The 20,474-nt window shown below is 61.3% G+C and carries 18 protein-coding genes; 17 read left to right on the top strand and 1 reads right to left on the bottom strand.

Annotated elements, in window-relative coordinates; all coding sequences use genetic code 11:
• Nucleotides 1-4 precede the first annotated feature (4 nt).
• From DXD77_RS02355 to rpsJ, 7 genes are all read left to right on the top strand, one after another.
• Nucleotides 5-4,480: a DNA-directed RNA polymerase subunit beta' gene (locus DXD77_RS02355; protein ID WP_199408986.1), complete on the top strand. Its 4,476-nt coding sequence runs from the start codon at nucleotides 5-7 to the stop codon at nucleotides 4,478-4,480.
• 308 nt (nucleotides 4,481-4,788) lie between these two features.
• Nucleotides 4,789-5,307 carry an RNA polymerase sigma factor gene (locus DXD77_RS02350; protein WP_187361806.1) on the top strand — a complete coding sequence of 173 codons (519 nt, stop codon included), beginning with the start codon at nucleotides 4,789-4,791 and terminating at the stop codon, nucleotides 5,305-5,307.
• Nucleotides 5,258-6,334, top strand: a complete 1,077-nt coding sequence (locus tag DXD77_RS02345; protein WP_117647614.1) for a DUF4179 domain-containing protein — start codon at nucleotides 5,258-5,260, stop codon at nucleotides 6,332-6,334. Before DXD77_RS02350 ends, DXD77_RS02345 begins: the two co-directional genes overlap by 50 nt.
• 451 nt (nucleotides 6,335-6,785) lie before the next feature.
• Entirely contained in the window at nucleotides 6,786-7,163 is a 378-nt protein-coding gene (gene rpsL, locus DXD77_RS02340) for a 30S ribosomal protein S12 (RefSeq protein WP_006235012.1), read from the top strand.
• Nucleotides 7,164-7,236: 73 nt separating this feature from the next.
• On the top strand, nucleotides 7,237-7,710 hold the full coding sequence (rpsG, locus tag DXD77_RS02335) for a 30S ribosomal protein S7 (RefSeq protein WP_006235013.1): 474 nt from the start codon (nucleotides 7,237-7,239) through the stop codon (nucleotides 7,708-7,710).
• 19 nt (nucleotides 7,711-7,729) lie between these two features.
• Entirely contained in the window at nucleotides 7,730-9,829 is a 2,100-nt protein-coding gene (gene fusA / locus DXD77_RS02330) for an elongation factor G (protein ID WP_022094183.1), read from the top strand.
• Nucleotides 9,830-9,889: 60 nt separating this feature from the next.
• Entirely contained in the window at nucleotides 9,890-10,198 is a 309-nt protein-coding gene (gene rpsJ, locus DXD77_RS02325; RefSeq protein ID WP_022094184.1) for a 30S ribosomal protein S10, read from the top strand.
• A gap of 116 nt (nucleotides 10,199-10,314) precedes the next feature.
• Here the strand turns inward: rpsJ and DXD77_RS02320 are convergent, their stop codons facing one another.
• Nucleotides 10,315-11,091 carry a biotin--[acetyl-CoA-carboxylase] ligase gene (locus DXD77_RS02320; protein ID WP_158549075.1) on the bottom strand — a complete coding sequence of 259 codons (777 nt, stop codon included), beginning with the start codon at nucleotides 11,089-11,091 and terminating at the stop codon, nucleotides 10,315-10,317.
• A 176-nt stretch (nucleotides 11,092-11,267) separates the two neighbouring features.
• Between DXD77_RS02320 and DXD77_RS02315 the strand changes: the two genes are divergently transcribed.
• From DXD77_RS02315 to accD, 10 genes are read left to right on the top strand one after another with little or no spacing between them, the layout of a single operon-like run.
• Nucleotides 11,268-12,227 (top strand): 3-oxoacyl-ACP synthase III family protein, encoded by a 960-nt coding sequence (locus DXD77_RS02315; RefSeq protein WP_117647610.1) that lies wholly within the window; start codon nucleotides 11,268-11,270, stop codon nucleotides 12,225-12,227.
• Between the two features lie 52 nt (nucleotides 12,228-12,279).
• Entirely contained in the window at nucleotides 12,280-12,516 is a 237-nt protein-coding gene (locus DXD77_RS02310; protein WP_006235019.1) for an acyl carrier protein, read from the top strand.
• 2 nt (nucleotides 12,517-12,518) lie between these two features.
• A complete protein-coding gene (gene fabK / locus DXD77_RS02305; protein WP_117647608.1) occupies nucleotides 12,519-13,463 on the top strand; it encodes an enoyl-[acyl-carrier-protein] reductase FabK in 945 nt (314 codons plus the stop codon).
• Nucleotides 13,451-14,377: an ACP S-malonyltransferase gene (locus DXD77_RS02300; RefSeq protein ID WP_117647606.1), complete on the top strand. Its 927-nt coding sequence runs from the start codon at nucleotides 13,451-13,453 to the stop codon at nucleotides 14,375-14,377. The genes fabK and DXD77_RS02300 overlap by 13 nt, the downstream gene beginning before the upstream one ends.
• 30 nt (nucleotides 14,378-14,407) lie before the next feature.
• Nucleotides 14,408-15,181 (top strand): 3-oxoacyl-[acyl-carrier-protein] reductase, encoded by a 774-nt coding sequence (gene fabG / locus DXD77_RS02295; RefSeq protein ID WP_117647604.1) that lies wholly within the window; start codon nucleotides 14,408-14,410, stop codon nucleotides 15,179-15,181.
• 39 nt (nucleotides 15,182-15,220) lie between these two features.
• A complete protein-coding gene (fabF, locus tag DXD77_RS02290; protein ID WP_117629228.1) occupies nucleotides 15,221-16,468 on the top strand; it encodes a beta-ketoacyl-ACP synthase II in 1,248 nt (415 codons plus the stop codon).
• Nucleotides 16,469-16,471: 3 nt separating this feature from the next.
• Nucleotides 16,472-16,945, top strand: a complete 474-nt coding sequence (accB, locus tag DXD77_RS02285; protein ID WP_117629227.1) for an acetyl-CoA carboxylase biotin carboxyl carrier protein — start codon at nucleotides 16,472-16,474, stop codon at nucleotides 16,943-16,945.
• Nucleotides 16,946-16,954: 9 nt separating this feature from the next.
• The gene (gene fabZ, locus DXD77_RS02280; protein WP_099432064.1) at nucleotides 16,955-17,377 is read left to right on the top strand and encodes a 3-hydroxyacyl-ACP dehydratase FabZ; all 423 of its coding nucleotides are present in this window, start codon (nucleotides 16,955-16,957) and stop codon (nucleotides 17,375-17,377) included.
• Nucleotides 17,378-17,387: 10 nt separating this feature from the next.
• Nucleotides 17,388-18,731 carry an acetyl/propionyl/methylcrotonyl-CoA carboxylase subunit alpha gene (locus DXD77_RS02275; protein ID WP_117647602.1) on the top strand — a complete coding sequence of 448 codons (1,344 nt, stop codon included), beginning with the start codon at nucleotides 17,388-17,390 and terminating at the stop codon, nucleotides 18,729-18,731.
• Complete coding sequence (gene accD / locus DXD77_RS02270; RefSeq protein WP_117647600.1) at nucleotides 18,718-20,442, top strand: acetyl-CoA carboxylase, carboxyltransferase subunit beta; 1,725 nt, start codon at nucleotides 18,718-18,720, stop codon at nucleotides 20,440-20,442. Before DXD77_RS02275 ends, accD begins: the two co-directional genes overlap by 14 nt.
• The last annotated feature ends 32 nt before the right edge of the window (nucleotides 20,443-20,474 follow it).

Genomic DNA, 20,474 nt, shown 5'->3' with positions numbered 1-20,474 from the left:
GACTGTGGCAGATTTCGAAGCTACTGATTTTGACTCGGTAAAGATCTCCCTTGCCTCCGCCGACCAGATCCGTTCCTGGTCGCACGGTGAGGTCAAGAAGCCGGAGACCATCAATTACCGTACCCTCAAGCCCGAGAAGGACGGCCTGTTCTGCGAGAAGATCTTCGGTCCCGCCAAGGACTGGGAGTGCTCCTGCGGCAAGTACAAGGGCATCCGCTTTAAGGGCATCGTCTGCGAGCGCTGCGGCGTCGAGGTCACCTCGGCCAAGGTGCGTCGCGACCGCATGGGCCACATCGAGCTCGCCGCTCCCGTGTCCCACATCTGGTACTTCAAGAGCCCCACGAGCTTCCCGATGAGCCGTATGCTCGACATCAAGTCCAAGGACCTCGAGAAGGTTCTGTACTTTGCCAGCTACATCATCACTGAGGTTGACTATGAGGCCCGCGAGGCCGACGCCGACGACCTGCGCGAGGAGCTCGCCGCCGATCTGGAAGAGATCGATGCCGAGTGCGCCCGCCAGATCGAGTCCCTCAAGGAGCAGGGCGACCCCGAGAACTTTGACGAGTTCTCCGACGAGGAGCCGCTGACCCCCGAGGAGATCGCCTCTGGCATCGTCGACATTGAGGAAGAGTGCAAGGACGAGAAGCAGCTCCGCACGGACGCCTTCAACGCCTTCATGAAGCTCACCGAGCGCGACCTCATCTCCGATGAGCCGCTGTTCCGCGAGATGACCCGCTACTACTCCATGTACTTCAAGGGTGGCATGGGTGCCGAGGCCGTCCGCGACCTGCTCGCTGCCATCGACCTTCCTTCCGAGGCCGAGAAGCTCAAGGCCATCATCGCCGACGAGGATTCCCAGAAGCAGAAGCGCGAGAAGGCCGTTAAGCGCCTCGAGGTCGTTGACGCCTTCCTGAAGGGCGGCAACAGCCCCGCGAACATGATTCTGGACGTCATCCCGGTCATTCCGCCCGATCTGCGCCCGATGGTCCAGCTCGACGGCGGCCGCTTCGCCGCGTCCGACCTCAACGACCTGTATCGTCGCGTGATCAACCGTAACAACCGACTCAAGCGCCTGCTCGACCTGGACGCCCCTGCGATCATCGTGAACAACGAGAAGCGCATGCTCCAGGAGTCCGTGGACGCCCTGTTCGACAACGGCCGTCGTGGTCGCCCGGTCTCTGGCCGTGGCGGTCGCCCGCTCAAGTCGCTCGCCGAGGCCCTCAAGGGCAAGCAGGGTCGTTTCCGTCAGAACCTGCTGGGCAAGCGTGTCGACTACTCCGGCCGTTCGGTAATCGTTACCGACCCCAAGCTGCTGCTGCACCAGTGCGGTCTGCCCAAGACCATGGCGCTGGAGCTCTTTAAGCCCTTCGTCATGAAGCGCCTGGTCGAGCTTGGCAAGGTCGAGAACATCAAGGGCGCCAAGCGCGCTATCGACCGTGGTGCCACCTTTGTGTGGGACATTCTCGAAGAGGTCATCGACGGCCGCGTCGTACTGCTCAACCGTGCACCGACCCTGCACCGTCTGTCCATCCAGGCCTTTGAGCCGGTGCTGGTCGAGGGCAAGGCTATCCACCTGCACCCGCTGGTCTGCTCGCCCTTCAACGCCGACTTCGACGGCGACCAGATGTCTGTCCACGTGCCGCTGTCCAGCCAGGCTCAGGCCGAGGCTCGCGTGCTCATGCTCTCTGCGAACAACCTGCGCTCGCCGGCATCCGGCAAGCCGGTTAACATCCCCTCGCAGGACATGATCATCGGTGTGTACTACCTCACCCAGGTCCGCGACGGCCTGCCCGGCGAGAACCACGTGTTCGCCAGCTTCGACGACGCGCTGCACGCCTATGACTGCCGCTCCGAGGTCGACATGCAGGCCAAGATCCAGGTCCGCGTGTCCGCCGAGAACGCCAACGTCATCAACGAGGACGGCACCCGTATCTTCCGCGTCAAGAACGGCAAGAACGAGTTCGTCGACTACGACGTTACTGGTAACAAGACCGCGCGCTTTGAGACCTCTATCGGCCGCATCATCTTCAACCGCCAGTGTCTGCCCGAAGACTACGAGTTCATGAACTACAAGATGGTCAAGGGCGACGTGGCCAAGCTGGTTGCGGACTGCTGCGATCGTTACCCCGAGGCCAAGGTCGGCCCGATCCTCGACGCCATCAAGTACTCCGGCTTCCACTACGCTACCCGCGCCGGCCTCACCATCTCGGTGTGGGACGCTCTCATCCCTGCCGAGAAGCAGGAGCTGCTCGACCGCGCCCAGGCCAACGTCGACCAGATCAACGAGTACTTCGAGGAGGGCTTCATCAACGAGACGGAGCGCCACATCGAAGTCGTTAACGAGTGGACCGCTTGTACCGACAAGGTCGCAGCGCTCATGCTCGACTTGTTCGACGAGGAGAACCCGCTCTACATGATGGCCGACTCCGGCGCCCGTGGTTCTAAGACCCAGCTGCGTCAGCTCGGCGGTATGCGTGGCCTGATGGCAGACATGTCCGGCGAGACGATCGACCTTCCCATTAAGGCGAACTTCCGCGAGGGCCTGCTGCCGCTCGAGTACTTCATTTCGACCTACGGCGCCCGTAAGGGCCTGGTCGATACCGCATCCCACACCTCGGACTCTGGTTACCTGACCCGTCGTCTGGTCGACGTGGCCCAGGACGTCATCGTCCGCGAGGAGGACTGCGGTACGCACGAGGGCGTCACCTACAACCTCATCATCCCCGGCACCACCGACCTCAACACCGACCTCGTCGGCCGTTGCTTCATTGAGGACGTCGTGGCTCCCGATGGCACCGTGCTCTTTGAGCAGGACGGTTACATCGAGAAGGTCGCCGACATCCAGAAGATGGTCGATGCCGGCCTTAAGAAGGTCAAGCTTCGCGCACTGCTCACCTGCCGCTCCAAGTACGGCGTGTGCCAGAAGTGCTACGGCTGGGATCTTTCCACCCGTCGTCCGGTCGCCATCGGTACCGCGGTCGGCATTATTGCCGCCCAGTCCATCGGCGAGCCCGGTACGCAGCTTACGATGCGTACCATTCACTCCGGCGGCGTCGCTGGCGTCGACGATATTACGCAGGGTCTGCCTACGGTCAGCCGTATGTTCGATATCGTCGGCAACGTCAACGAGAAGATCCTGGGTCGCGAGGCCGAGCTGGCTCCGTACTCCGGTCACCTCTCGATTAAGCCCGAGAAGTCCGAGTACGTGCTGACGCTCACCGACTCCGAGGATCACACCCGTGTCCTCGACGAGCGTCGCGTCCCCGCTTCGGTGCGCTTCATGCCCGAGATCGAGGACGGCTGCGAGGTTCGCGCTGGCGACCAGATCACCAAGGGCTTCGTCAACTTCCGCAACCTGCGCAAGCTGACCGACATCGAGTCGACGATGCACACCTTCGTCGAGAGCGTCAAGGACGTCTACACCAGCCAGGGCGTCGACCTGAACGACAAGCACATCGAGGTGCTCGCACGCCAGATGCTGCGTCGCGTTCAGATCACCAACCCCGGCGACTCCAAGTACCTGCTTGGTCAGTACGTCGACCGCTACGAGTTTGCCGACGAGGTCGAGCGCGTTGCCCGTCTGGGCGGTCAGGCTCCTGTGGCCGAGCCCGTCATCCTGGGTACGCTCAAGGTCGCGTCCAACATCGACTCCTGGCTGTCGAGCGCTTCGTTCATTCGTACCGCTGGCGTCCTTACCGAGGCTGCCATCGAGGGCAAGGTCGACCACCTGCTCGACCTTAAGTCCAACGTCATCGTCGGTAAGAAGATCCCGGCTGGTACCGGCCTCAAGCCGTACGCCAACGCCAAGCTGACGTATCGCACGGCCGACGGCTACGTGGACATCGACGGCCCGGCTTCGCCCAACGCCAAGTCGCTGCCCGAGTGGGCTCCTGTGGAGCTCAAGGACCTGGACGAGCAGCTCCCGCAGCAGCTCGACTGGGCCGGCTACGACGAGTTCGGTGGTGCTGACGGTTCGTTCACCCGCAACGGCCACACCATCTCCGCCGAGAAGGCTCGTCTGTACCTGTTCGACGATCTGGGCGTGTCGCAGCGCTGGACCAACAAGTTCAGCGAGGTTGGCATCGAGACGGTCGGCGACCTGGTTGGCAAGTCCGAGGAGGATCTGCTGCGCATCGATGGCATCGGCGCCAAGGCGATCGAGGAGCTCCGTGACGGCCTGGAGGCCCACGATCTGCTCTACATCCTCGAGAACAACGACGACGTTGCCGACGAGGAAGACCTCTCGCAGCTGCTGCAGATGGTCTTTAGCCCCGACGGTCCGGACGATATCCTGCTGGGTACCTCCGCTCCGACGCATCACGCCGACGCCGACGAGGAGCTCCTGGGCGCCCCGATCGACGACAAGAAGGCTCCCGCCAACGGCGCGATCAACGAGGACATGGCTTCCCTCGACGAGCTGCTCAACCAGCTCGTGGACACCGACGACGCCGAAGAGGCCAAGGACAACGACGAGGAGTAATTAGTTCCGCCGTTCTAACGAACGGCGGCGACCTCCGTCGCTGCGCGGCCCCCAGAGCTACAATCTGTCATTCAAAAGGCAGGGCATGACCAAAAGGTCAATGCCCTGCCTTTTTCATGCCACCTTGTACGCTCTGGGGGCCGCTCGCTTGCGTATGCTCAACTTGTTGCGTTCCGTTGATCACTTGCAAAAAAGGACAGGTTTATTTTGGTAGTTTTTCCTGCTTGAATTTGAAACATTCCGTTTGGTCAAAGCGTATCTATGGTGAGGGCCCCATCAAGAACCATCAGTGTCACCGGGAGGTGATTATGGAAGAACAAGCTTTTAGACAGGCGGTCGAGGATCACCGAGATGTCGTGTTCCGAATCGCCTTGACGTATCTGCGTGATCGCGCTGACGCCGACGATGTCGCTCAAGACGTCTTTCTAAAGTTACTCAAAAGCGATACGCATTTTGAAAGCTGGGAGCATCTTCGTCGATGGCTCATCCGGGTCACGATCAATGAATGCAAATCTCTCTTTCGAAAGCCGTGGAGGCGCGTGGAGGATATTGAAAGTCTGACCGATTCGCTCTTGACGGCGCAGGACGAGACCAAGGCCGTCCTATTAGACGTCATGCGGCTTCCGGAACGATTCCGTATCTCCATCGTGCTCTATTACTATCTGGGCTTCTCGACTTCAGAAATTGCCGAGTTACTGCATGTGCCAGCCGCGACCGTTCGAACGCGTTTAGCTCGCGGCAGATCGAAGCTCAAGTTCATCCTAGAGGAGGGCGACCGTGAAATCCAACCAGATCAAGCAGGCCTTCGAGTCCGTCCAAGCCGATAGCGATCTTGCTGACCGTGTTCTTTATGCCGCTGCTGGCGAGCCGCTTCGCCGAAAGGGTCACGCGAAGCCTCTGTATGTTGCCGTAATCGGATGTCTTGCCGGAGTGCTGGCGACCGGAGGGGTCGCCTACGCTGTTGTCAATTCCAGTTATTTTGCCTCTGCCTGGGGAAACCATGGCAACGGAGAGTCCGTTACCTGGACAAATGGCGGCTCGTCGGGGACGAAATATACCTACACCAGAGAGTTTGGTGATGGTATCGCGCCCCAAAGCCTGGAGGGTGCAGTCCAGAAGGTCAATCTGTCCGTCGAGGGCAACGGCTATACGCTCGACATTCATGAGATGGCAATCGACGAGAACGGTTGCGGTGCTGTGACGTTTACATTGTCCAATCCGAATGGCGTTAGCTACTACAAGCCGGCGGCAGAGCTTGGCGAACTTGTTCTCTATGGTGAAGAAGAAGGGGGCGTCAGTACACCCAGCATGAACTTCGGCGAGGAATGGGCTGATACACGCTGCACCATTGATAAAGACACATCAAGCGACACGGTCATTAACGGCACGATGTACTTTGCATCTTGGAATCGCGATCGAGATTTACGACATGCGGTCACCTGGAATATCAGTTGGACGGAGGGCAAAGGTGAGGATGCGAAGGTGATCGAGGTATCGACGCCAGAGTTTAACGTCGGAGCGCACGTCGATACAAAGGAGCTCCGCTCCGACGACTCGCCTCTCGAGATCAGCCCGTTTTCCATCCAGACGCACATCGATGATCTGGGCTATGAAGCAGTTGATCATAAACTGACCGTCAGCTACAAGGATGGATCGGAGCAGATTATCGAAGATGACGACGCAGGGGCGTACAACTTCTATGTTTCGATGGGACGCAATAGCGGAGAGAACATCTGGGTTCCGACAAGGCTCATCAATGTCGATCAGGTTGTATCGGTAACCCTTGAGGGAACGAGGTGCACATCAACAGGGGAGACTCAAACGGAAGAACCCTTTACCATCGTCTACTCGTAAGGCTTGAGGCCGCTTCCCACTAGGGGAAGCGGCCTTTTCCCAGATAAAACCTGCCAAAACAAACCTGTCCCTTTTTGGCAGGTAACGTTGCCCCGACGAGCGCGTCGGATTCCCGGCCCGGGCGGCGCGGGGGTTAAGTTTGTCGCGAGTTCCGCACGAGCCGGAGGCCACTTAATGTGGCCTCCGTGCGAGCCAGGACTGTAGAGCAGCAAACTTAACCCCCGCGCCGCCCGGTCCGGGAATCCGCCCCCGTGCACAGGAGGGGATTCCTTTTGTGTAGGCTTTGCGGAAATGTGCCTATTTTAGGATACGCCCGGCGGCGTGGTCTGTTGACGGCACAGCTAACGCCACGTATCCTATCGAACTGCGTGTTTCGTAGGGGGATGCTGACCCCTCGATTCAAGCCGTTGCACTTTACAGAAAGCTGGAATCATTCGAGAAGGAGTACGCTTTGCCTACTATTAACCAGCTGGTTCGCCAGGGCCGTCGTTCCGTGCCCAAGAAGTCCAAGAACGCTGCTCTGCAGCACAACTCCCAGAAGCGCGGCGTGTGCACCCGCGTCTTCACCACGAGCCCCAAGAAGCCGAACTCGGCTCTTCGTAAGGTTGCCCGTGTTCGCCTTGTCAACGGCATCGAAGTTACTGCTTACATCCCGGGTGAGGGCCACAACCTGCAGGAGCACTCCATCGTGCTCGTCCGCGGCGGTCGTGTCCGTGACCTCCCTGGTGTCCGTTATCACGTCATCCGTGGCGCCTACGACGCTGCTCCGGTCCAGAACCGTATGCAGGCCCGTTCCAAGTACGGTGCTAAGCGCCCCAAGGCTAAATAAGCCAGATAACGTTTTGATACTTTCGTCGTGCGCCGCCTAAGCGCCGCACGGTAGACACTTAAGGAGATTTCACATGCCGCGTCGTGCAGCAGCTAATCGTCGTGAGGTTCAGCCTGACGCCGTTTACAACAACCGCCTGGTGACTCAGCTCATCAACAAGGTCCTTCTTGACGGCAAGAAGGCCACCGCTGAGCGCATCGTTTACACCGCTTTCGAGATCGTTGCCGAGAAGTCCGAGGGTGGCGACGCTCTCGCTACCTTCAAGAAGGCTATGGACAACGTCAAGCCCACGCTCGAGGTTAAGCCCAAGCGTGTCGGTGGCGCTACCTATCAGGTCCCGATGGAGGTCAACTCCCGTCGTTCCACCGCTCTGGGCATCCGCTGGATCGTCAACTTCTCCCGCGCTCGCAAGGAGAAGACCATGGCCGAGCGTCTCGCTAACGAGATCCTCGACGCCTCCAACGGTCTTGGCGCTTCCGTCAAGAAGCGTGAGGACGTCTTCAAGATGGCCGAGGCCAACCGCGCGTTCTCTCACTATCGTTGGTAAGTTAAGGTAAGGAACTAACATGGCTAAGCCTAAGTACAAGCTTTCCGATACCCGTAACATCGGCATCATGGCCCACATCGATGCCGGTAAGACCACCACGACCGAGCGTATTCTTTACTACACCGGTAAGACCCACAAGATCGGTGAGGTCCATGAGGGCGCTGCCACCATGGACTGGATGGTTCAGGAGCAGGAGCGCGGCGTAACCATTACCTCCGCTGCTACCACGTGCTTCTGGAACAAGGACGGTAAGGACTACCGCATCCAGATCATCGACACCCCGGGCCACGTTGACTTCACCGCCGAGGTCGAGCGCTGCCTGCGCGTCCTCGATGGCGCTGTCGCCGTCTTCGACGCCGTTGCCGGCGTTCAGCCCCAGTCTGAGACCGTTTGGCGTCAGGCTTCTACCTTCAACGTCCCCCGCATCGCCTTCATCAACAAGTATGACCGCGTGGGCGCTGACTTCTTCAACGCTATCGAGACCATGAAGGATCGTCTCGACGCCAACGCCGTGGCCGCTCAGGTCCCGATGGGCGCCGAGGACAACTTCTGGGGCGTCATCGACCTCGTTACCATGACTGCATGGGACTTCAAGGCCGACGAGAAGGGCATGACCTACCCCGAGCCGATGGACGAGATCCCGGCTGAGTTTGCCGACATCGCTGCCACCAAGCGCGAGGAGCTCCTCGACGCTGCTGCCAGCTTTGACGACGAGCTCATGGAGAAGATCCTCATGGAGGAGGACTTCACCGTCGAGGAGCTCAAGGCTGCTCTGCGCAAGGGCGTTCTGGCCAACGAGCTCAACCTCGTCTTCGTGGGCTCCGCCTACAAGAACAAGGGCGTTCAGGAGCTGCTCGACGCTGTCGTCGACTACCTGCCCAGCCCGCTCGACGTTGAGGCCGTCACCGGTACCGATCCGGACACCGGCGAGGAGATCCAGCGTCATCCTTCCTTCGACGAGCCTTTCTCCGGCCTGGTCTTCAAGATCATGACCGACCCGTTCGTCGGTAAGCTCACCTACGTCCGCGTTTACTCCGGCCGCGCCGAGTCCGGCTCCTACGTGGTCAACGCTTCCAACGGTCAGCGCGAGCGTCTCGGCCGCATCCTCGAGATGAACGCCGCCGAGCGTATCGACCGTGACGACGCTGCCGCCGGCGACATCGTCGCTTGCGTCGGCTTCAAGAACTCCACCACCGGTGACACCCTGTGCGCCGAGGGCAAGGAGATCGTCCTCGAGAAGATCGAGTTCGCTAAGCCCGTTATCGACGTTGCCATCGAGCCCAAGACCAAGGCCGAGCAGGACAAGATGTCCCTGGCTCTGACCAAGCTCGCCGAGGAGGACCCGACCTTCCAGGTGTCCACCAACCACGAGACCGGCCAGACCATCATCGCCGGCATGGGCGAGCTGCACCTCGAGATCATCGTCGACCGTCTGCTCCGCGAGTTCAAGGTTGACGCTAACGTCGGTAAGCCCCAGGTTGCCTACCGCGAGACCGCCGGTCACGACGTCGAGAAGGCTGAGGGCAAGTTCGTCCGTCAGTCCGGCGGTCGCGGTCAGTACGGCCACGCCGTCATCAAGCTCGAGAAGATGGAGGAGGGCTTCGGCTACGAGTTCGTCAACGCTATCGTCGGCGGCGTCGTGCCCAAGGAGTACATCCCGTCCATCGACAAGGGCATCCAGGAGGCCCTGAACACCGGTGTTATCGCCGGCTTCCCGGTCCTCGACGTTAAGGTCACCCTGTTCGACGGTTCTTACCACGAGGTCGACTCCTCCGAGGCCGCCTTCAAGATCGCCGGTTCCATGGCTATCAAGGACGCTCTCAAGAAGTCCGATCCGCAGCTGCTCGAGCCGATCATGGCTGTCGAGGTCGAGACCCCCGAGCAGTACATGGGCGACGTTATGGGCAACCTCTCCGGTCGCCGCGGCAAGATCGAGGGCATGGAGGATCGCAAGAACAGCAAGCTCATCCGTGCCAAGGTGCCGCTGGGCGAGATGTTCGGTTACGCTACCGACCTTCGCTCCCAGACCCAGGGCCGTGCATCCTACACGATGCAGTTCGACTCTTATGAGCCCGCGCCCAAGTCCATCGTGGACGAGGTCATGAGCAAGAACGCCTAAGTTCGAGCTCCCTGTTACGTAATCCGCGAGAACATCTCTCGCACTCTTTGGAGGTTTAAGTTGGCTACCCAGAAGATCCGCATTCGCCTCAAGGGCTATGATCACGAGGTCGTCGATCAGTCCGCGAAGCTCATCGTCGAGACCGCTCAGAAGACCGGTGCTCGCGTTTCCGGTCCTGTCCCCCTGCCCACCGAACGCAACCTGTACACGGTTATCCGCTCGCCGCACGTGAACAAGGACTCCCGTGAGCAGTTCGAGATGCGCACCCACAAGCGCCTCATCGACATCCTCGACCCCACCTCGGGCACCGTTGATTCGCTCATGCGTCTCGACCTCCCCGCTGGCGTCGACATCGACATCAAGCTCTAAGCGATATCGCTCATAGCTTACAGAGCCCCGCTGCCATTACGGTAGCGGGGCTCTTTTGTTTTGCATGATGGGTTTTGACCGCCTGGTAATGCTGCTGAGTAGGTGGCTGCGGCGCCCTATTCGCCCAAGGGGCGCAGCGACGCCTCCTCAAAATGGAAGGATCGCAAGCCGTCTTCTGTTTCGATGCACGCGCGTCCAAAGGTATCGACGGTTTTAAAGATGCCTCGCGCCTGCTCGTCACCGGCAGGGGAGCGGGCGATAACGTGCTTTCCAACCCAATTGAGGTGAGCGACATATTCGCCGTGGACGGGCGCGAGCGATCCGGTGTTTTCTTCCATGGCGTTGAGGCGTTCTGCCCAGGCATCTACAGCGTCTATAACTGCGTGATAGACCTCATCGAGGAGCATGTCGACAGCAGGAACGTTCTCGTTAAGGTCCGAGAGACCGATTGCCGGCAGGCCGCCATCGGGCACCTCCGTGGGCACATAGTTCACGTTGACGCCGATGCCACAGACCGCAAAGGGGTTGCCTTCGTTATCGCGTGCGGCTTCGACCAGAATGCCGCCGAGCTTGCGTCCTCGCGCGACCAGGTCGTTGGGCCATTTGAGGCCAATCTCGTTTGCAAGACCCTGCTTTTCGAGCGCCTCGAGCACCGCTAGGCCGCTGACGGCGGCAAGGCCAGAGTACTTGGCGGGATCAACACGAGGACGTAGGACAATCGAGAGTAACAGATTGCCGGCGGTTGAATCCCACTTGTGGCCGCGTCGGCCGCGTCCTGCTGTCTGAGTCCGGGCGGCAAGTCCTGTGCCGTGCGGCGCTCCCTGTTTTCCTGCTTCGAGCAGGTCATCGTTGGTCGATCCGGTTACGTCGACTATCGTTAATTGGGCATCCATAGCGGCTGCTACCTCCCTAATGAATAAGTGAATGGCGCAATGGTGTCGATAGATAGACACAATGTGAAGCCTTTGTCGCATTTGGACAATTTAATGTTAACACGTCAACAAGGCGAAGAATGCGCTATCCTCTCTTGGTCGATGTAAACACGTCAACAACTCAAAGGAGGTTAGTGATGGGTTTCACGATTCTTGGAACAGGCTCGGCGCTTCCCAAGCGCAGTGTTTCCAATGACGAGCTGTCCGAGTTCCTCGATACCTCGGATGAGTGGATTTTTACCCGCACAGGCATCAAGAGCCGTCATGTGTGCACCACCGAGTCGCTCGACGACCTTGCCGTGGCAGCGAGCGAGCGGGCACTCCAGGTGTCCGGAATCGACGCGAGCCAGCTGGATTTGATCGTCTGCTCGACGACGACGGGTGACCACCTTGTTCCCGCCGAGGCGTGTGCCGTTGCTGAGCGACTGGGCGCGACGTGCCCTGCCTTCGATGTCTCGGCTGCCTGCGCCGGCTTCGTATTTGCGCTCGATGTTGCCGAGGGCTATATCGCCCGAGGACGAGCCAAGCATGTGCTTGTCGTTGCCGCCGAGCAGATGACGCGCGCGCTCGACTGGACCGACCGCGCCACCTGTGTGCTCTTTGGCGATGGGGCAGGCGCCGCGGTGATTGAGGCTGGGGGAGACAGCCCCCTTGCCGTTGAGCTTTCGACGGCGCCCGACGTCGAGACGTTGTGCGTTCCCGGTCTGGTCGGCACCTCGCCGTTTAAGGCCTCCGCAGATAGCGAGAGCGTGCTGTCCATGAATGGCCGCCGCGTGTTCAAGTTCGGCGTCAACGCCATCTGCGACACGGTCCATAAGCTTGCGAGCGATGCGGGCATTTCGGTCGAGGGCATCGACCATTTTGTATTCCATCAGGCTAACGAACGAATCCTGAGTCAGGCGGTCAAGCGCCTCGGCGTGCCAGGCGAGCGCGTGGTTCGAACGCTGCGCGAGACCGGCAACATTTCGAGCGCCTGCATTCCCTTTGCGCTTGACCGGCTGGCACGCACCGACGCACTGAATGCGGGCGATACCATCGCCCTCGTTGGATTTGGCGCCGGTCTGGATATAGGTGGCTATCTACTTCGTTGGAAGTAGTCGCACATAGGAAATAAAAACGCCCCTAGGGCACAAACAAAGGAGAACTACCATGGCAGATCAGAAGACCTTCGAGCGCGTTTGCGATGTTATCCGCGAGACCGCCGGTCTTGACGACGTCGAGATGAAGCCCGAGTCCACGCTCGAGGAGATTGGTCTCGACAGTCTGGGCACCGTCGAGATCCTCGTCGCCGTTGAGGACGAGTTTGGCATCCAGCTCGATACCGAGGAGAACCCCAAGACGGTCGGCGAGTTCGCCGATACGGTCGAGGCGGCATTGGAGAAGTAGAGATGCTCAAGACTCCTCTCTGCGATCTGCTCGGCATCGAAAAGCCCGTGTTCCAGGGCGGTATGGCCTGGATCGCCGACGCCTCGCTGGCGTCCGCAGTGTCCGAGGCGGGCGGCTTAGGGATTATCGCGGCCATGAACGCCGACGCCAACTGGCTGCGCGACCAGATTCATGAGCTGCGCGCCAGGACGGATAAGCCCTTTGGCGTCAACGTCATGCTCATGAGCCCGTTTGCCGACGAGGTCGCGCGGGTCGTGATTGACGAGCGGGTGCCGGTCGTCGTGACGGGTGCCGGCAATCCCACCAAGTACATGAAGGCGTGGAACGAGGCGGGCATCAAGGTCATCCCGGTCGTTGCCTCGGTGGCGCTGGCGCGCCTCGTGGCGCGTCGTGGAGCCACTGCCGTGGTTGCCGAGGGTACCGAATCAGGCGGCCATATTGGCGAGACCTCGACGATGGTACTGGTGCCGCAGGTTGTCGATGCGGTCGATATTCCCGTGGTTGCGGCTGGCGGTATCGCCGATGGCCGCGGCGTGGCGGCCGCCTTTATGCTGGGCGCCGCCGGCGTGCAGGTGGGTACGCGCTTTCTGATCGCAGATGAGTGCACCGTATCGGAGCAGTACAAGGAGATGGTCCTGAAGGCCAACGACACCTCGACGCGTGCGACCGGCCGCTCGACGGGACACCCGGTGCGTGCCCTCAAGAGCCCCTTCACCAACGCCTACGCCAAGAGCGAGGCGGCGGGCGTAAGCGTCGAGGAGCTCGGGGCCATGGGCACGGGCGCCCTTCGCAAGGCCGCCAAGGACGGCAATTACGAAGAGGGCTCGTTTTTGTGTGGACAGATTGCCGGCATGGTCAACGAGCGCCAAAGTGCACGTGAAATCGTTGACGACCTGGTCGATGGCGCCGAGCACGTCCTGAAGGGTGCGTGCGCATGGGTGGCGTAGCGTTTCTGTTTGCCGGCCAGGGCGCCCAGCACCCCGCGATGGGCGTCGACCTGATCGAGGCATCGCCGGCCGCCGCCGAGGTGTTCGCCATTGCCGACGAGGTGCGCCCGGGGACCAGTGAGCAGTGCCGAAGCGCCTCCAAGGAGGAACTCTCGCAGACCGAGAACACGCAGCCGTGCGTGTTCGTTCACGATCTGGCAGCGGCTGCCGCCCTGCGTGAGCGCGGCGTGGTACCTGCCGCCTGTGCGGGTTTTTCGCTTGGCGAGGTCGCCGCGCTCACCTTTGCGGGGGCGTTCGATACGCGAGCGGGCTTTGAGCTCGTGTGCAAGCGCGCGGCGCTGATGGCCGCGGCTGCCGAGCGCCATCCGGGCGGCATGCGCGCCGTCATCAAGCTCGATGCGGCGCAAGTCGAGAACCTGGCAAAACAGGCCGGCGAGGACTGCTGGCCGGTCAACTACAACAGTCCGCAGCAGACGGTTGTTGCCGGAGCGCCCGAGGCGCTGCAGGAGCTCGACGTCCTAGTAAAAGAGGCTGGCGGCCGCGCTATGAAAGTCGCGGTGTCGGGCGCATTTCATAGCCCCTATATGGCCGAGGCGACTGAGGGGCTGGCGACGTATATCCAAGCCGGCCACGCGCCGTCACCGCTGCTGATTCCGGTCATGGCAAACATGACGGCGGCGCCCTATCCGGCGGACCCGCGAGCGGCATCGGATGTCTTGGCCAATCAGGTGAGTCATGCCGTTCGCTGGGTCGACACGCTGCATACTCTGCAGAATCAGGACATCGACACGTTTATTGAGGTCGGCCCTGGCAAAATGCTGTCGGGCCTGGTCAAGCGTACGCTGAGCGACGTTCGCGTGTATTCGTGCGAAACGGCCGAGCAGGTCGCAGCTATTGCCGACGAGCTCGCATAGTCCACAGGGCTGTAACCCGAAAGGAATGACATGGGCAACTTGAACAACGGCGCGCTCGAGCGCAACGACTCACGTCGCGTGGCACTGGTCACGGGCGGCTCGCGGGGTATCGGCCGCGCCTGCGGTGTCGGTCTGGCGGAGGACGGCTTTGATATCGCCGTCGTCTATGCCGGCAGCGTCGATGCGGCGCGCGAGACGTGCGAAGCCTGTGAGGCGGTTGGCGCCACGGCACGCGCATATCAATGCGACGTGGCCGATCCCGCTGCTGTCAACGCGTGCGTGGAAGCGGTCCTCAACGACTTTGGTTCCATTTGGGCGCTCGTCAACAACGCCGGCATCACCCGCGATGGCCTGCTCATGCGCATGGGCGATGACGCATTCGATCGCGTGCTCGATGTCAATCTCAAGGGAACATTCAATATGACGCGCGCGCTCACCAAGACCTTTATGCGCCAGCGCGGCGGTTGCGTCGTCAACATGAGCTCGGTCGTGGGCCTGATGGGCAATGCCGGGCAAGCCAACTACGCTGCTTCCAAGGCGGGCGTGATAGGGCTTACCAAGGCGGTGGCGCGCGAGCTTGCGCCTCGTGGCGTACGAGCGAACGCGGTCGCCCCCGGGTTTGTCGAGACAGATATGACGGCAAAGCTCTCGGAGAAGGTGCGTACGGCAACCGAGGAACAGATTCCCCTTAAGCGCATGGCACGTCCCGAGGAAGTGGCCGGCGTGGTGCGCTTTTTAGCGAGCGATGCGGCTGCTTACATTACGGGCGAGGTCGTGCGCGTCGACGGCGGAATGGCGATGTAGAAACCAGGGCCGAAGAACGGCTTGGATGAGGAGACCATGATGGAACAGAGAGTTGCAATCACCGGCATCGGTGCCGTATCGCCGCTCGGCAACACCGCGCTTGCCACCTGGGCGGCCATGTGTGCCGGCACGTGCGGCATCGGCCCGATCACGCACTTCGATACCGATGCGTTTACCGTCAAGGTGGCGGCCGAAGTCAAGGGCTTTGACGGCAACGAGTACTTTGGCAAGCGTGACGCCAAGCATCTCGACCCCTGCGTTCAGTTTGCGATGGCGGCTTCGGACGAGGCAATGCACGATGCGGGCTTTGATGTCGAAGGCGCCATCGATCGTGAGCGCCTGGGCGTCTACGTGGGCTCGGGCGTGGGCGGCATGACGACGCTCGTCGACAACGTCCACACGATCGCCGATCGTGGACCTCGCCGCGCATCGCCCTATATGATTGCGATGATGATCCCCAACATGGCTTCGGGCAATATCGCGATCCGCCACAAGGCAAAGGGACCGACCCTGCCAGTCGTGACTGCTTGCGCGACCTCGGCCCATGCGGTGGGCGAGGCGTTCCGCGCCATCAAGCACGGCTATGCCGACGCGATCCTCGCGGGCGGCGCCGAGGCGGCCATTATCCCCGATGCCGTTGCAGGCTTTACGTCCTGCCGCGCATTGACCACCAACCCCGATCCTGCGACGGCTTGCCGCCCGTTCGATGCAGACCGCGACGGCTTTGTGATGGGCGAGGGCGCTTGCGTGCTGGTACTCGAGAGCATGGAACATGCGCAGGCGCGCGGTGCGCACATTTATGCCGAGGTCGTGGGCTACGGCAACACCGATGATGCTTATCACATCACGAGTCCCGATCCCGAGGCCGCCGGCATTGCCCGCGCGATATCGCTGGCGGTGGCCGAGGGCGACGTCAAGCCTTCCGAGGGCCTCTACATCAATGCCCACGGCACCTCGACCAAGCTTAATGATTCGTCCGAGACGGCGGGCATTAAGCGAGCGCTCGGCGAGGACGCGGCGCGCGCCGCACATGTCTCGTCGACCAAGTCGATGACGGGGCACATGATCGGTGCCACGGGGGCCATCGAGGTCATGGCCTGCGCCATGGCACTCGAGCAGGGCGTGGTGCCGCCGACCATTAACTACCACACGCCCGATTCCGCCTGCGATCTTGATTACACGCCCAATCGCGCGGTTCGTGCCGACCTTACCTGGGCGCTTTCGACCAACCTGGGCTTTGGCGGGCACAACGCCGCCATCGCGCTGCGTAGATATACGAGGAGCTAGAGCATGGATTCCAAAAGACTTGCCGAGATAGCCGATGTGATGGAGGACCGCGGCCTCACGCGCGTACGCGTTGAGGAGCCCGATGGCACCGCGGTCGAACTCGAGCGCGCGAGTGTGGCGCAGCCGGTTGCCGTGCCCATGCCTATGCCGAGCGCCATGGCCGCTCAAGTTGCAGCTCCCACAGTCGCGCCTGCCGCACCGGAACCCGCCACGCAGACACCTGCCGCCGCGCCGGAGCCCAAGGGCACCGAGGTGACTGCTCCCATGGTGGGCGTCTTCTATGCTGCCCCTGCGCCGGGCGACGAGCCATTTGTGCGCGTGGGCTCCAAGGTCAAGGCCGGCGAGACCCTCTGCATCATCGAGGCCATGAAGGTTCTCAACGAGGTGACGGCCGAGGCAGACGGTGAGGTGCTCGAGATCTGCGTGGCCGACGGCGACCTCGTGGAGTTTGGCAGCTGCCTCATGAGGATCGGATAGGTGATATCCATGAACAAAGAAGAGCTCAAGAAGCTGTTACCGCATCGCGAGCCGATGCTTTTGCTCGACGAAGCCGAGCTGGTGGGCGACGAGGCCCACGGCAAGATCACGATTACAGGCGACGAGTACTTTTTGCAGGGACATTTTCCGGGAAACCCGGTCGTTCCCGGCGTGATTCAGTGCGAGATGCTCGCCCAGAACTGCTGCGTGCTGCTGATGGGCGATGAGGAGGCGCGCGGCGCGACGCCGTTCTACACGAGTCTGGACAAGGTGCGCTTTAAGCGTCCGGTGCGCCCGGGCGACACGGTGGATCTAGTGTGCTCCATCACGCGTGCGCGCGGGCCGTTCCGCTTTGCGACGGGTACTGCGAGCGTCAACGGTGAGGTTTGCTGCCGCGCCGATATGTCTTTTGCACTCATGCACGAAAGTTAAGGAAGGCTCCATGTTCGACAAAGTGCTCATCGCCAACCGCGGCGAAGTCGCGGTCCGTGTTATCCGCGCGTGCCGCGATATGGGCATCAAGACCGTCGCCGTTTATTCCACGGCCGATGCGGACGCGCTACACGTGCAGCTTGCCGACGAGGCGTATTGCATCGGCGGCCCGCGTCTTGCCGAGAGCTACCTCAACGACGATGCCGTGCTCACCTGTGCCGTAAAGTCGGGAGCTAAGGCAATTCATCCCGGCTATGGCTTCTTTTCCGAGAAGGCGAGCTTCGTGCGCGACTGCGACAAGTTCGGTCTGGCGTTTGTCGGTCCTTCGGCCGAGGTGATCGACAGCATGGGCGACAAGGACGCCGCACGCCGAACGGCCGCTGCTGCGGGCGTGCCCATCGTGCCGGGCTGCGATTTGCTCAAAAGCCCCGAGGAGGCGACGGCCGAGGCCGAGCGCATCGGCTGCCCCGTGCTTATTAAGGCGCGCGCGGGCGGCGGCGGTCGCGGTATTCGCAAGGTCGAGCGCGTGGAAGATGCGGCAAAGGCGTTCATCGAGGCGCGTGCCGAGGGCGAGGCCGTTTTTGGTGACGGCGAGTGCTACATGGAGAAGTTCGTTGCGCCGGCGCATCACGTTGAGGTACAGATTATGGCCGATAAGCAGGGCCATGTGTTTTCACTCGGCGAGCGCGAGTGCTCGGTGCAGCGCCGCAACCAAAAGCTGATCGAGGAGAGTCCCGCGCCGTGCCTCGACGGACGCGACGATATTCGTGCCCGTATGCACAAGGCCGCGCGCGACCTGGCTCGTGCCGTTGGCTATGAGGGCGCTGGCACCATCGAGTTTTTGTACTCAGATGACGGCAATTTCTACTTTATGGAAATGAACACGCGCTTGCAGGTGGAGCATCCGGTTACGGAGTTTGTGACCGATACCGACCTGGTTAAGTGGCAGCTGCGCGTGGCTGCCGGCCAGCCTCTGCCCTTTGAGCAGGAGGACGTACCGGTCCGCAACCACGCCATGGAGTGCCGCATCAATGCCGAAACGCCGGACTTTCTACCGTCATGTGGAACGGTCACCGCGTTGCGTGTGCCGGGTGGTCCGCGCGTGCGCTGGGATTCCGCCATGTTTACCGGAGCGAAAGTTCCGCCGTACTACGACTCCATGCTCGGCAAGCTCATCGTGTGCGCGCCCACGCGTGACGGTGCCATTCGCAAGATGCGCTCGGCCCTGGGCGAGCTCGTGATTGAGGGCGTGAGCGAAAATAGCGAGCTTCAGCTCGACGTGCTGGCAAACGACGAGTTTTTGTCGGGCATGTATCACACCGATCTGATGGGGCATCTCTATGCTGATGAATAGAAAAGCGAAGACGGTCAATGTCCTTGAGGGGCCGATAACCGAGTCGTGCGCCGAGTTCCCCGCGCGCCACGTGTTTGTCAAATGCCCGGAGTGCCGCCGTGTGATCGATGAGGCGCGCCTGCACGACAACCTCGAGGTCTGCCCTCGTTGCGGCAAACACTTTCGCGTGAGCGGTCGCGCGCGCATGCGCATGACGGTCGACGCGGGTACCTTTGAGGAATGGGATGCCAATCTGGCGTCGAAGGACTTCCTCTCGTTTCCCGGTTATGCCGACAAGCTTAAGAGCGTGAGCGAGCGTTCGGGCGAGCGCGATGCCGTTGTGTGCGGCAGGGGCAAAATCTGCGGCTGCGATACCGCGCTCTTCTTTATGGATGCCAACTTTATGATGGGCTCAATGGGCTCCGTGGTGGGCGAGAAGATCTGTCGTGTCTTTGAGCGCGCGGCCGAGTTGGGGCTGCCGGTCGTTGGCTTTACCGTATCGGGCGGCGCCCGCATGCAGGAGGGCGTGACCTCGCTCATGCAGATGGCCAAGATTTCTGCAGCGGTTAGGCGCCACAGCGAGGCGGGCGGCCTGTATATCACGGTGCTCACCGATCCCACGACCGGAGGTGTAACCGCGAGCTTTGCCATGGAGGGCGACATTATCCTGGCCGAGCCCGATGCCCTGACGGCATTTGCCGGCCCGCGCGTGATCGAGCAGAACATGCACAAGCGTCTGCCCAAGGGATTCCAGCGTTCCGAGTTTTTGCTGGAGCACGGCTTTTGCGATGCCGTTGTTCCGCGTGGTGAGATTGCACTCACGGTAGGCGAGCTGCTGGCGCTGCACGAAGGGTACGCGCCCGGCCTGGGGGCACCGCATGAGATCGTGCATACGGGTCGTCGCGACAAAAAGCTGGGACACTTGTTTAAGCGCTCGGCCGCACCAAAAAGCGCGCTCGAAATCGTCAAACAGACTCGCTCGGCGAACCGCGCCACGGCAGGCGAGATGATCTCGTTGGGTCTCGACGGATTCGTAGAGCTGCACGGCGACCGCTACTTTGGCGACGACGCCGCTGTGGTGGCTGGCATTGGCTGGAAAGACGGACGCCCCGTAACGGTCATCGCCATCGAGCGCGGTACCACGACCAAAGAGCGCATGCGTCGCAACTTTGGTATGGCACATCCCGAGGGCTACCGCAAGGCACGTCGCCTGATGCACCAGGCCGAAAAGTTTGGTCGGCCGGTTCTGTGCCTGGTTGATACTTCGGGCGCGTTTTGCGGCATCGGTGCCGAGGAGCGCGGCCAGGGCGAGGCGATTGCCCAGAATCTCATGGAGATGAGCGGCCTTAAGACGCCGATTGTCTCGGTGGTGACAGGCGAGGGCGGCTCTGGTGGCGCGCTGGCGCTGTCCGTGGCCGACCGCATCCTGATGCTCTCGAGCTCGGCCTATTCGGTCGTGAGCCCCGAGGCCTGTGCGTCGATCCTGTGGAAGGATACCGAGCGCGCGAATGAGGCCGCTGAGGCGCTTAAGCTCACGGCCCCCGATCTGTTGGCGCTCGGCATCATCGACGGCATTGTTGACGATAGGGGCCTGTCGCATGAGGAGATCGCCGGTGTCGTCATGTCCTCGGCATTTGATGCCTTCGATACGCTTGAGCAGCTCGACGACGCGACCCTCACAAACCTCCGCTACGAAAAGTACCGCGCAATCGGTCAGTACCGCACGATGTGACAAAGGGACAGCCCGCATGTCACATTGGGAAA

The sequence above is a fragment of the Collinsella sp. TM09-10AT genome (assembly GCF_003436275.1).
In the GTDB taxonomy this organism is placed as follows: Bacteria; Actinomycetota; Coriobacteriia; order Coriobacteriales; family Coriobacteriaceae; genus Collinsella.
This window is presented reverse-complemented; position numbering and strand designations above follow the sequence as displayed.